The sequence below is a fragment of the Mycobacterium sp. IDUB_21 genome (assembly GCF_055419425.1).
The window spans coordinates 230,912-243,918 of sequence record NZ_JBVAXQ010000003.1 but is presented as its reverse complement, the minus strand read 5'-3'; the positions used below and the strand labels follow the sequence as shown (position 1 = coordinate 243,918).

General features: G+C 71.7%; 8 protein-coding genes. 2 read left to right on the top strand and 6 right to left on the bottom strand.

Going from position 1 to position 13,007, the window contains the following annotated elements; all coding sequences use genetic code 11:
• Window positions 1-42: 42 nt before the first annotated feature.
• A complete protein-coding gene (locus ACZYY4_RS06445; RefSeq protein ID WP_463808768.1) occupies window positions 43-1,398 on the top strand; it encodes a macrolide-binding ATPase MABP-1 in 1,356 nt (451 codons plus the stop codon).
• A 3-nt stretch (window positions 1,399-1,401) separates the two neighbouring features.
• On the opposite strand, the gene ACZYY4_RS06440 is transcribed toward ACZYY4_RS06445, so the two are convergent.
• Window positions 1,402-1,677 (bottom strand): WhiB family transcriptional regulator, encoded by a 276-nt coding sequence (locus ACZYY4_RS06440; protein WP_463808766.1) that lies wholly within the window; start codon window positions 1,675-1,677, stop codon window positions 1,402-1,404.
• Between the two features lie 314 nt (window positions 1,678-1,991).
• A complete protein-coding gene (locus tag ACZYY4_RS06435) occupies window positions 1,992-4,124 on the bottom strand; it encodes an ATP-dependent DNA helicase UvrD2 (protein ID WP_463808765.1) in 2,133 nt (710 codons plus the stop codon).
• A 67-nt stretch (window positions 4,125-4,191) separates the two neighbouring features.
• On the opposite strand from ACZYY4_RS06435, the gene ACZYY4_RS06430 reads away from it, so the two are divergent.
• Window positions 4,192-4,452: a mycoredoxin gene (locus ACZYY4_RS06430; RefSeq protein WP_463808763.1), complete on the top strand. Its 261-nt coding sequence runs from the start codon at window positions 4,192-4,194 to the stop codon at window positions 4,450-4,452.
• Here ACZYY4_RS06430 and nudC read toward each other — a convergent pair.
• The 4 genes from nudC to ACZYY4_RS06410 are packed head-to-tail and all read right to left on the bottom strand — an operon-like array spanning window position 4,449 to window position 12,961.
• Window positions 4,449-5,366, bottom strand: coding sequence for an NAD(+) diphosphatase (gene nudC, locus ACZYY4_RS06425; RefSeq protein ID WP_463808761.1), 918 nt, complete (start codon window positions 5,364-5,366; stop codon window positions 4,449-4,451). The two genes, ACZYY4_RS06430 and nudC, sit on opposite strands and share 4 nt — an antisense overlap.
• Window positions 5,363-6,439, bottom strand: a complete 1,077-nt coding sequence (locus tag ACZYY4_RS06420) for a potassium channel family protein (protein ID WP_463808759.1) — start codon at window positions 6,437-6,439, stop codon at window positions 5,363-5,365. Before ACZYY4_RS06420 ends, nudC begins: the two co-directional genes overlap by 4 nt.
• A gap of 55 nt (window positions 6,440-6,494) precedes the next feature.
• The gene (locus tag ACZYY4_RS06415; protein ID WP_463808758.1) at window positions 6,495-9,827 is read right to left on the bottom strand and encodes an ATP-dependent helicase; all 3,333 of its coding nucleotides are present in this window, start codon (window positions 9,825-9,827) and stop codon (window positions 6,495-6,497) included.
• Window positions 9,824-12,961 carry an ATP-dependent helicase gene (locus ACZYY4_RS06410; protein WP_463808757.1) on the bottom strand — a complete coding sequence of 1,046 codons (3,138 nt, stop codon included), beginning with the start codon at window positions 12,959-12,961 and terminating at the stop codon, window positions 9,824-9,826. Before ACZYY4_RS06410 ends, ACZYY4_RS06415 begins: the two co-directional genes overlap by 4 nt.
• Window positions 12,962-13,007 lie beyond the last annotated feature (46 nt).

Sequence of the window (13,007 nt, the reverse complement as noted above, 5' to 3'; positions counted from 1 at the left end):
ACCGGCGATTTCACACGCGGTGACCCCCGCCACAACGACGTCATGGATGATGGACAGGTGTCAGAGATCAAGCGCGGGAGCGCGGCGCGCAACGCGAAGCTGGCCAGCCTGCCCGTCGGCTTCGCCGGCCGGGCCGCCCTCGGACTCGGGAAGCGGCTGACCGGCAAGTCGAAGGACGCGGTCACCGCCGAGCTGATGGAGAAGGCGGCCAACCAATTGTTCACCGTCCTGGGTGAGCTCAAGGGCGGCGCAATGAAGGTCGGGCAGGCGCTGTCGGTGATGGAGGCAGCCATCCCCGAGGAGTTCGGCGAGCCCTACCGGGAGGCGCTGACCAAGCTGCAGAAGGACGCCCCGCCGCTGCCGGCCGACAAGGTGCACCGGGTGCTCGACGCCCAGCTGGGCACCAAGTGGCGGGAACGGTTCACCGACTTCGACGACACCCCCATCGCCTCGGCCAGCATCGGCCAGGTACATCGCGGCGTGTGGGCCGACGGCCGCCGGGTCGCGGTCAAGATTCAGTACCCCGGCGCCGACGAGGCGTTGCGCGCCGACCTGAAGACCATCCGCCGACTGACCGGCGTCTTCAAGCAACTGGCCCCGGGCGTGGACGTCCAGGGTGTAGTCGACGAACTGATCGAACGCACCGAGATGGAGCTGGACTACCGGCTGGAGGCTGACAACCAGCGGGTCTTCGCCAAGGCCTACGCCGGACACCCCCATTTCCTGATCCCCAACGTGGTGGCCAGCGCGCCCAAGACGGTGATCCAGGAGTGGATCGACGGCGTCGGTATGGCCGAGATCATCCGCAACGGCACCGTCGAGCAGCGGGACTTGATGGGCACCCGGCTGGCCGAGTTCACCTGGGACGCCGCGCGCCGGCTCGAGCTGATCCACGGTGACGCCCACCCCGGCAACTTCATGCTGCTGGCGGACGGCCGGATGGGCGTGATCGACTTCGGCGCGGTGGCGCCGATGCCCGGCGGGTTCCCCCCCGAACTGGGCGCGGCTGTGCGCTACGCCAGGGACAAGGACTACGACCGGGTCATCGCGGCCATGCGCACGGGCGGCTTCATCCAGAAGGGCCAGGACGTCTCGGTACGTGAGATCGACGAAATGCTGCGCCAGTATGTCGAACCGGTCGAGGTCGAGACGTTCCACTACACCCGCAAGTGGCTGATGAGAATGGCCGGCAGACAGCTGGAGCGCCCCGTCGAGCAACTCAAGACCGCCCGTCAGCTGGACCTGCCGCCGAAGCTGGCGATGCCGATGCGGGTGCTCGGGTCGACCACGGCGATCATGTGTCAACTCGACGCCCATGTGCCGGTCAAGCGGATCTCGGAGGAACTGGTGCCGGGCTTCAGTGATCCGGACGTCGAAACGGTCGGCTCCCCCTCCTAGGACTCAGGCCGCCACCGGCTCCTTGCGCGGCCGGCCGCGGGGCCGTTTGCGGCCGATGACGGTGCCGCGGTCGAAGATCTCGCCGCCCCAGACCCCCCACGGTTCGGCGCGCTGCAAGGCCAGCGCCAGGCACTGCCGCCGGATCGGGCAGTCAGCGCACAGCGCCTTGGCCCGTTCCAGATCGGCCGGGTCGTCGGCGAACCACAGGTCGGGTTCGCGGTTGCAGGGCAACTCGGGGAATCTTCGATTGCGCGGATTGCGCGCGGTGGTGGTGGACATCTGCTGGTCACCTGCTCTCCGGTACGTCTGGCGTGATCCGGGCCGGGCGGCGGGTAGCCGGTGAGAAAAACAATGGCCACGGATCCTGGTCGGGTCCGTGGCCTTCTGAAGGCTGGGGCTGGCGCTTAGGGCGTACCCCGATGCACGGACGCGTCGGCTACGGCGACGGCATGGCGAATACGCTGTGCCGCCGCCTCGGCAGCGGCATGGCGCGCGCCGGCCGGGCGTACCCGAAAACCGCTGATCGTGGTCATGGTGTCCGAGGTTAGCGGGTCGACACCGGGACTCACAACCGAATTACTGCGGGCGGCGGCTCAGCCCCGGTTACGGACCAGCTCGAGCACGTCGGAACCGAACTGTTCCAGCTTGCGCGCACCGATGCCCGGAATGGCGACCAGAGCGGCCTCGTCGACGGGCAGCATCTCGGCGATCGCGGTGAGCGTGTTGTCGGAAAAGACGATGTAGGCGGGCACTTTCAGCTCGCCGGCGGTGCGCAGCCGCCAGTCTTTGAGCGCGATCAGCAGTTCGGTGTCGACGTCGGCCGCGCATGTCTCACACCGGCTCAGCATGATGGCCGCCGGCGTGCTCAGTGCCTTGTTGCAGACCCGGCAGTGCTTCGGGGCACCCCGGGCCCGGCGCCGGGCGGGGGTCCGCGAATCGGATTGCGGCACCGCGCCGTCGATACCGTTCAAGAACCGCGACGGTTTGCGCCCGGCCCGGCCGCCCGGAGCGCGGGCCAGCGCCCAGCTCAACGCCAGGTGCACCCGGGCGCGGGTCACGCCGACGTAGAGCAGCCGGCGTTCCTCCTCGACGGCCTCGCTGTCGGCGCCGTGTGCCAGGGCGTGCGAGATGGGCAGGGTGCCGTCGGCGAGCCCCACCAGGAACACCGCATCCCATTCCAGGCCCTTGGCGGCATGCAGTGACGCCAGCGTGACGCCCTGCACCGTCGGCGGGTGGCGGGAGTCGGCGCGCATCCGCAGTTCGGCCAGCAGGCCGGGCAGGTCCAGGTCGGGGCGCTGCGCCACTTCGTCGTCGACCAGTTCGGCCAGCGCACCCAGGGCCTCCCAGCGTTCCCGCGCCTTGGCGCCGCTCGGTGGTTCGGCCGTCAGTCCCAGCGGTTCCAGCACCCCGCGGACAATGCCGGGCAGCGGCGACCCGCCGTCGGGCAGCGGCGACTCACCGTCAGCTCCGCGCTGCGCGGCCCGCTGTAAGGCGACCAGCGACTGCCGGATCTCCTGGCGGGTGAAGAAGCCCTCTCCCCCGCGGACCTGGTAGGCGATGCCGGCCTCGGTCAGCGCCTCCTCGTACACCTCGGACTGCGCGTTGATCCGGTACAGCACGGCGATCTCGGCCGACGCGGTGCCGCCCTCGATCAGCCGGGCGATCGACTTGGCCACCGCGGCGGCCTCGGCGACCTCGTCGGGATGCTCCCGAAAGGTCGGCGGCGGGCCCGGATCGCGCTGGCCGACCAGCTTCAGCTTGCTGCCCGCCACCCGCCCGCGGGCCGCGGCGATCACCCGGTTGGCCAACGACACCACCTCCGGGGTGGACCGGTAGTCGCGTTCCAGGCGCACCAGCGCCGCGTCGGGAAACCTGCGGGTGAAGTCGAGCAGATAGCGCGGCGAGGCGCCGGTGAACGAGTAGATGGTCTGGTTGGCGTCACCGACCACGGTCAAGTCGTCGCGCTGGCCCAGCCAGGCCGAGAGCACCCGCTGCTGCAGCGGGGTGACGTCCTGGTATTCGTCGACGACGAAGCAGCGGTAGCGGTCCCGGAATTCGGCGGCCACCGCCGCGTCGTTCTCGATCGCGGCAGCGGTGTGCAGCAGCAGGTCGTCGAAATCGAGCATCGCCACTTCGCCGCGGGCCTTGGCCGCCTCATAGCCGGCGTAGACCTCGGCCAGCTGCACGGCGTCCACCGGGGTGTCCCGGCCGGCCGCGGCCACCGCGTCCGGATACTGCTCCGGCCCGATCAGAGACGCCTTGGCCCACTCGATCTCGCCGGCCACGTCGCGGACGTCGTCGTTGCTCAGGCGCAGACCGGCATGACCGGCGGCCCGGGCGACCACCCCGAACTTGCGATCCAGCAGTTCCCAGCCGGTGTCACCGACCACCCGCGGCCAGAAGTAGCGCAGCTGCCGCCGTGCGGCGGCGTGGAATGTCAGGGCCTGCACCCCGCCGACGCCGGCGGCCGCACCTGCCCCGGCCGCCGATCCCAGGGCGCGCAGCCTCGAGCGCATCTCGCCGGCGGCGCGCTGGGTGAACGTCACCGCCAGCACCTGCCCGGGCGCGACGTGACCGCCGGCGACCAGGTGGGCGATCCGGTGGGTGATGGTGCGGGTCTTGCCGGTCCCGGCGCCGGCCAGCACGCACACCGGCCCGCGCGGCGCCAACACGGCGGCACGCTGCTCGTCGTCCAGGTCGGCGATGAGCGCATCCATGGCGTCCATCTTGACAGGGGCCTCCGACGCCGGCCCGCGAGCGGCCCGCATCCTCTCCCGGCTAGCGTTAACAGTTATGACTGCCAGCGATCCACCGCTCATCATGTACACGACGCAATGGTGCGGTTACTGCCGCCAGCTCAAGAAGTCCCTGGAGAAGTTTGAGATCGCCTACGACGAGATCAACATCGAGCAGGATCCCACGGCTGCCAAGTTCGTCGAGTCTGCCAACGGCGGCAACCGCACGGTGCCGACGCTGCGCTTCGCCGACGGCTCGACGCTGACGAACCCGACCGGACGCGAGGTCAAAGCGAAGCTGGACCGGCTGGCGGGTTAACCGTCAACCCACGACTCGATGATGGTCCGCGCGATCGAGATCGACCCGGGCAGCAGCAGTTTCGCCTCCGCGGAGCCGCCCGTCCAGGCCCCGGCAGCCAGGGCGGCCCGCACCTCGTCGCGAGTGAACCAGGAGGCCTCGGTGATCTCGCCGTCACTGAAGACAAACTCCTGCCCCCGGTCGGCGACGGCGTGGAAGCCGACCATCAGGGACCGCGGGAACGGCCAGGGCTGGCTGCCCAGGTAGCTCACGTCGCGTACCGCCAGCCCGACCTCCTCGTGGACTTCCCGGACCACGCAGGCCTCGAACGACTCGCCGGCTTCGACGAACCCGGCCAGCAGCGAGAACATCCGGGCCGGCCAGTTGTGCTGGCGGGCCAGCACCACACGGTCGGCGCCGTCGTGCACCAGGCAGATCACCGCCGGGTCGATCCGCGGGAACTCCTCGGCGCCGGTGATGGGGTTGGCTCGCGCCCACCCGCCGCGCACCGGCTTGGTCGGTGTGCCGTCGGCGGCTGAAAAGCGTGCGTTGTCATGCCAATTCAGCAGGGCGATCGCCGAGGACACCAGTTGGGCGCTGGCGTCGTCGAACACGTCTCCGGTCGCCCGTAGGTCCAACACCGAGACGTCGGTGTCGGGCGGCGCCTGCAGCGCGCCACGGATCGCCCAGACATGCCGGCCGTCTTCGAGTCGGCCCAGAAACACCGCGTCCGGCGGCGGCGCGGCGCCCAGTTCACCGGCGTCATGCAGCACCACCCGGCCATCGGCGACCAGCACCTGGTTGCGCGGGTCGACCCGCAGCAGCGCCGCGGCCGGCCAGCCGACGACGGCCGCGTCGGTGTCGGTGCGCAACTGGTCGGCCCGGTCGGCCCCGACCCGCGACAGCAGCGGTACCTGGCGCAGTCGGAAGCTCACTGGGCGCTCACCGTGCGCACGTAGAGCAACCGGTCGCCGGCCTCGATCGCATCCAGTTCCGCTGCGTCCAACCGCAGCAGCTGCCCGCCGCGGACCACCGCGAGCACGATCTCGTTGAGATGCTTCGCCGAACCACCGACCTCGGTCTGCTCCACCTCCCGCTCGGCGATGGCATACCCGGCGTCGGGGGTGAGCAGGTCCTCGATGATCTCGACCACGCTGGGCGTGGTGGTGGCGATGCCGAGCAGCCGCCCAGCCGTCTCCGAGGACACCACTACCGAGTTGGCGCCGGACTGTTCCAGCAGGTGCTGGTTCTCGGCTTCCCGAATGGCCGCCACGATGGTGGCTTCGGGGGCGAGCTCGCGGGCGGTCAACGTAACCAGCGCCGCGGTGTCGTCGCGGCCGGTGGCCACCACGATCGCAGCCGCGCGCTGGGCACTGGCCAGCCGCAGCACATCGGACTTGGTGCCGTCACCGCGCACGGTGACCAGTCCCTTTCCCTCAGCCTGGTCGAGCACGGACTGGTCGCTGTCCACCACGACGATGTCCTTGGGGGGCGACTCATCGTCGCCGCGCATCGCGGCGATAGCGGTCTTACCCTTCGTGCCGTACCCGATGACGATGGTGTGGTCTTTCACCCTGCTCCTCCAACGCTGAATACGGAATGCCTGCCGGGAATTGTCGGTGAACGCCTCCACGGTCGTTCCGACCAGCAGGATCAGGAAAGCGATCCGCAACGGGGTGATGATCAGGACATTGATCATCCGGGCGTACTCGGTGACGGGCGTGATGTCGCCGTACCCGGTCGTCGACAGGGTCACCGCCGAGTAGTACAGGCAATCCAGGAAGGTCAACCGGTCGCCCTGTACATCCTGGTAGCCGTCGCGGTCGAAATAGACGAAGAACGTGGACACCAACAGTGCCGCCAATGCGATGGCGGTGCGCCGGTAGACGGTGCGGCCCGGACTGGATTGTCGCTGCGGCATCCGCATGCGGCCGACGAGCGCGTAACTGGGCTGGGCGGTCAGCGGCTCATCCAGGCCGCGCAGCCGCCGCCATCTAGCGCTCGCCACGACGGGCGGTCATCGGTCAGCCTGACGCACGGACCCACTGTAACCACACCCGTCGTCAACAGTTGAGCAGTGCGGCCAGCTCGGCGAAATCGGGCAGCTCATCGGGTAGGACGGTCGTCCCGGTGCGCACGTAATGGAAGGCGGCCCGGACCTGCGATTCCGGGCGGCCGGTCAGCGCGGCCCATGCCAGCCGGTACACGCCGAGCTGAACGGTGGCGTGGCGTTGGGCCTCCGGCCCGTCCGGTGCCGCACCGGTCTTCCAGTCCACCACGGTGACGCCGCCGTCCGGCTCGGCGAACACCGCATCGATGCGGCCGCGCACCACGGTCTGCCCGAAGGCCATCTCGAAGGGCACCTCGACGGCGGTGGGTGAGCGGGCGGCCCACGGCGAATCCAGGAACGCCGCCTGCAGATCCGCCAGCTCCTGCGCGCCGGCCCGGGACGTGTCGGCATCGGCTGCACCGGGCAGATCGTCGAGCTCGAAGAGCCGCTCGGCACCGTAGAGCCGTTGCACCCACTCGTGAAACGCGGTGCCCAGCAACGCGTGCGGGTCCGGGCGGGCCGGGAGCCGGCGGGTCAGCCGCTGCGCTGCACCGGCGGGATCACGGCTCAACTCGACCAGGTTGCTCACCGAGACCTGGTTGGGCAGCGATCGGGCCGGCGGCGCGGCGGCCAGGGCCCGCTCGGCCAGCAGCGCATCGACGTCAGCGGACCATGGGCTCTCCGCCTGCGCGGCGTTCCGCGGTTCATCGGCTTGCAGCGCCGCGTTGACCAGCGCCGCACCGCGTTCGACATCGCCACGGCGCCCGGCCAGCGGATCGACCGGCCAAGTCGCTTCGCTGGCGTTGTCGCACAGCGGGTTTCGCTCCCCTGCGGCCGGTGCTTCCGCCCACTGCTCGACCACTCCGCAAGGTTGCCCGGCGGCGGCCGAGCGCTCGATCACCGCCTTGAGTTCGGACAGGAACTCCGACGGGCCGCGCGGCTTGGTTTCGCCGTGGGACCAGTGGTGACCGGAGACCAACAGGGTGTCCTCGGCGCGGGTGACCGCGACATAGAGCAGCCGGCGCTCTTCATCGACACGACGCTGATCCAGCCGGCCCAGATGCTTGGAGATGGTGTCGGACAGCTGCTTTCGATCGGTGACCGCCGACGTGTCGAGCACCGGGACACCGTGGGCGCCGGGTTCATGCGGCGGTCCCAGCTTCGCCTCTCCTCCGTCGAGCCTCACTGAACCGCCGAGTTCGGCGCGGTCGCCGCGCAGCAGCGGCGGCAGCTCGGCGGCGTCGGACAGCCAGCTGCGCCGCGATGCGGTCGACGGAAACACCCTCGCCACCAGATGCGGTACCGCCACCACCTGCCATTCCAATCCCTTGGCGGCGTGCACCGTGAGGATCTGGACCCGGTCGGCGGCGACTGCGGGTGCAGCCGGCGCCAACCCGTTCTCCACCTCGGCGGCCGCGTCCAGGTAGCCCAGCAGGCCCGGCAGCGACGCCGAGCCTGCGGCCCCGTAGCCGGCGACCACATCGGCGAACGCATCGAGCTGCTCGGTGCCGGACGCCCCTGTGACCGGCTGGGCGGCGAGCACCTCACAGTCCAGGCCGAGCGTCCGGCGCACCTCGGCGACCAGGTCGGGCAGCGGATGCCACAAGTGGCCGCGCAGCGCGGTCAGCTCCTCGGCCAGTGCCACGATGCGCCGGTGCCCGGTGGCCGAATAGCGCTCCGCCGGTCCCGGATCGGCGAGCGCGTCCGCCAGGCATGCGGTGTCGGAATCGGGGCCGGCCTGCGCGGCGATCTCGACGGCCGAGACCGGCCCGCTCGCGCTGTCGGGCCGGGCCAGCTCGGTGGCCCGCCGCCATAGCGCGGCCAGGTCGGCGGCGCCGAGCCTCCACCGCGCGCCGGTCAGCACGCGGATCGCCGCGGCGCCGGCGGTCGGCTCGGAAACCAGCCGCAACATCGCCACCAGGTCGGCGACCTCGGGCACCGACAGCAGCCCGGCCAGCCCGACCACCTCCACCGGCACGCCCCGGGCGCGGATCGCCTCGGCGAACGGCGCGGCGTCGGCGTTGCGCCGCACCAACACCGCCGCGGTGGGCGGCGCGACCCCGTCGTCCTCGGCTTGCCGGTAGCGACGCTGCAGCGCCTCGGCCACCCATTCATGTTCGGTGGTCAGGTCGGGCAGCAGCGCGAGCCGCACGCTGCCCGGTGACGCGTCCGGGCGCGGCCGCAGCGTGTGCACGGTGACGGAGCGCTGCCGAGCCTCCGCGGAGACCTCATTGGCGACATGGAGCACCTCCGGCGGGTTCCGCCAACTCGTCCGCAACTCCAAGGTCGGGGCCGGGCTGCCGTCGGAGAGCGGGAAGTCGGTGGCGAACCGGGGCAGGTTGGTGGCCGAGGCGCCGCGCCAACCGTAGATCGACTGAATCGGGTCGCCTACCGCAGTCAGTGCCAGCCCATCGTCGGCGCCACCGCCGAACAGTGACGACAACGCGATGCGCTGGGCATGTCCGGTGTCCTGGTATTCATCGAGCAACACCACCCGATAGGTGGCGCGCAGGCGGGCGCCGACGGATTCGCCGGCCTGCGCCAGGCGCGCGGCGGTGGCCATCTGCGCCCCGAAGTCCATCACCCGCTCCGCGGCCATCCGCTGATGCAGGGCATCGATCAGCGGCACCAGCTCGGCACGCTCGGTCTGAGTGTCCAGCATCTTGCGCAGCGACTGATTGGGTTCGGCGCGCTGACGCGGGCCGGGCGGCAGGGTGTGGACCAGCCGCTCCAACTCCAGGTGGGTGTCTCGCAGCGCAGCGGTGTCCACCAGGTGTTCTGCCAGTTGCCCGGCCAGGCGCAACACCATCGAGGTGACCGCAGCCGGATCCCGGTCGGTGCGCAGCTCGGCGGGGTAGCCACTGACCACGTCGAACGCCAACTGCCACAGCCCGGTCTCGGTGAGCAGCCGGGTACCGGGTTCGATCCCCAGCAGCAGCCCGTACTCGCGCAGCAGCGCGCCGGCGAACGCGTGGTAGGTGCTCACGACAGGCGCTCCCAGCTTCGCCTCTCCTTCGTCGAGCCTCGCTGAACCGCCCGGTCGATGCGGCTCAGGGACCATCAGGCCGGCGCCGGCCAGCCGGGCCAGCCGGGAGCGGACCCGGCGCAGCAGTTGGCCGGCGGCCTTGCGGGTGAACGTCAACCCCAGCACCTGGCCCGGATCGGCGTAGCCATTGGCAACCAGCCACACCACCCGGGCGGCCATCGTCTCGGTCTTGCCGGCACCGGCCCCGGCGATCACCACCAGCGGGCCCGGCGGCGCGGCGATGACCGCGGCCTGCTCCTCGGTGGGCTGGTGCAATCCGAGCGCGGCAGCCAGCTCGGCGGGGTCGTACCGGACCGTCATGCGCCGCTCCCGTCGGTGTGGGCCGGGCAGATCGGCCGGATCGGGCAGTGTCGGCAGCCGTCGTTGACCCGGGCGGTGAACTCCGGACCGGCGGTGGCCGCGGCCGCCTGCGCGATCCGCTCCCGCCATTGCCGGCCGGATTCACCGGTGAGCGGGTCCTGCTCCCGCTCGGTGGCGCCGCTCGCCCCGGACTTGGCCGGGTAGACCAGCCGGGCGCCGCCGAGCTGCTCGTCGGCTCCGATAAGGCCCGCGTCGGCCGCCAGCTGGTAGACGGCCAGCTGTGCGTGCTGTTGTGCGTCGTCCTTGCTGACCGGGGTCTTCGCCGTCTTGACGTCGACGACCACCAGCCGTCCGGCGGCGTCGCGTTCGACCCTGTCGATCCGGCCGCGCAACCGCACCCCCGCAGCCGACTCCGCGGCGTCGATCATCCCGTCGAAGGCGACCTCGGTGCCGACCTCGGTGAGCTGGTCGCGGGTCTGCGTCCGCCACTGCAGGAACGTTTCGATCATGGCGCGGTGCCGGTCCTGCTCGTTGACCGAATACCACGGCGACTCGAAGGGCAGTTGCTGCCAGGCCCGGTCCAACTCGGCCAGCAGTTCTTCTCGGCCGGCGGCCGATTCGGCGACCAGAGCGTGCACCACCGACCCGATCGTCGAGCGCAGGTCACGGCCGTCGCTTCCGCCGTGCCGTTCGGCCAGCCAGCGCAGCGGGCAGTCCAGCAGGCTCTGCAGCGCCGAGGGCGACAGCGTGACGACTTGCCCGCCGTCGGCGCGCCACAGCGGCTCCTCGGTGCTCACCGCCGCCGCCCCGTGCCAGCCGGCCGGGTCGGCACCCGGCACGCCGGAGCGGGCCAGGCGTGCCAATTGTGTTGCGGCGTCGGAACGTTCGGAGTCACTGACAACTCCGTCCGGGGCGCAGACCACCGCCCGCAGGCGCCCCACGAGCCCAGCCACCGACAGCACCGGCGGGGCCACAACCGGTGGTGCCGGCGCCGGGCCGCCGTCGGGAGTGGCGCAGGCCGCCAGTTCGGTGAGGAACTCCGACGGGACCTGCTCCTCGGCGCCGCCGGCATCCCCCTCACCGTCGACCGCGGTGATCATCAACCGGTGGCGTGCCCGGCCCATCGCCGCCACCAGCAGCCGCCGCTCCTCGGCCAGCAGCGGCGCCCGGACCGAGACCTGTTCACCGAGGCCCTGCAGAGTGTCCAGCAGCCGCTGGGTTCCCAGCACGCCGCCGCGCGGGATGGTGTTGGGCCACAATCCTTCCTGAACACCGGCGATGACCACCAGGTCCCACTGGCGCCCGAGCGCGGCATGCGCGCTCAGCACACCGACCGCCTCGACGCCGGTGCCGGGCTCGGCGCGGGGCATCACCAGTTGCATGGCGGTGACGTGTTCGGCGAGTCCGGCGAGGGTGGCGCCGGCGGTGCGCGCCGCGTACTGCTCAGCAAGATCGAACAGCGCGGTCACCGCGTCCAGATCCCGACCCGCCTGGGCGCCGGCCGGGCCGCCGCGCTCGGTGGCCGACAGCCAGCGTTGTTGCAGCCCCGATCGATTCCAGGCCTGCCACAGCGTGTGGTGCGGGTCCCGGCCGTCGGCGTGACTCCGGGCCGCGGCCTGCAGCACCGCGCGCACCCTGCGCAGCGGGCGGGCGTGGGCGGCAGGCAGCTGGCCGGGTTCACCGGAGAGCACCGCAGCCAGCCGGTCGCCGGGATCGGTCTCCGGGCGGGCCGTGCTGCCGCGGCGCAGGATGCGCTGCAGCTGTCGCAGCGAGATCGGATCCAATCGCCCGATCGGGCCGGTGAGCAGTGTCAGCGCCCGCGGGCCGTCCACGCCCTCGGCGGCGCATTCCAGCACCGTCAGCAGGGCGGCCACCGCCGGCTGCTCGGCCAGCAGGCCGCCGGCGGCGGGGAGGATCACCGGAATGCCGGCGGCTGACAAAGTCCGGGGCAACCGGGCCGCCGCACGCGGCACCGACCGGACGATCACCGCCATCTGCGACCAGGGCACGCCGTCAACCAGGTGGGCGCGCCGCAGCGTGTCGGCGATCAAGGCGGCCTCGGCATGGCCGGAGGCCGCGGTACGCACGGTGACCGAGCCCGCGTCGGGCCCGGTGCCCTGCAGGCGGCGGGTGGCGCTGGGCCCGGGCAGTCGCCCGGCGATGGCGTTGATGGCCCGGGCCACCGCCGGGGCGCACCGGTGCGATGCCGTCAAGGCCAGGATGCCGGCACCACCGGCCTGCGCGGGCAGCAGGACAGCGGGCTCGGCGCCGCGGAACCCGAACACCGCCTGGTCGGGGTCACCGGCGATGACGGTGCGCTGCACGCCGGCGGCGAGCACCCGCACCAACCGGGCTGCCTGCGGGTCGAGTTGCTGGGCGTCGTCGACCAGCAGCAGCCGGATCCGGCTGCGTTCCTCGACCAGCAGGTCCGGGTCGGTCGCGAAGGCCTCCAATGCGGCCCCGACCAGTTCCGCGGCGCCCAGCGCCGGCGTGGTCGCCTGCGGTGCCGCGGTGCCCACCGCAGCACGAAGCAGCATCACCTGCTCGTACTGCCGGGCGAATCGGCCCGCGGCTATCCACTCCGGGCGGCGGCATCGCTTGCCCAGCCGGACCAGCTCGGCCGGGTCGACGCCGCGTTCCGCGCAGCGCGCCATCAAGTCCCGCAGTTCGGTGACGAAACCGTCGGTGGCCAGCGCCGCGTGCAACGACGACGGCCAGGCCCGGACGCCGTCACCGGCGAGCAGTTCGCGGATGACGCTGTTCTGTTCGGCCCCGGTGACCAGCCGGGGCGGTGCGGCCTCGGCCCGCCGCGCGGCCCGCTGGAGCACCGCGAAGGCGTATCCGTGCACGGTGCGAACCAGCGGTTCCCTGATCGCCTGGCCCGCCGCCGGGCCGCCCGCGGCCAGCAGGGTCGCAGTCAGCGCGCCGCGGTCCGCCGCCGGAAGCCGGCCCGATCCCGTCAGCAACAGCAGCGAATTCACCTCAGCCCCGGCGGCGACGTGCGCTGAGGCCACCTCGACCAGCAGGCTGGTCTTGCCGGTCCCCGGGCCGCCTCGCACCTGCAACACCCCCCGCGCGCGCGGGTCGAGCGCCGCCGCTACCTCGGCGGCATGCGATCCCCAGTGCTGCGTCATAACGCCCATGACAGCACTGCCCTCTGACAATCCCGGCCTCGCCTGG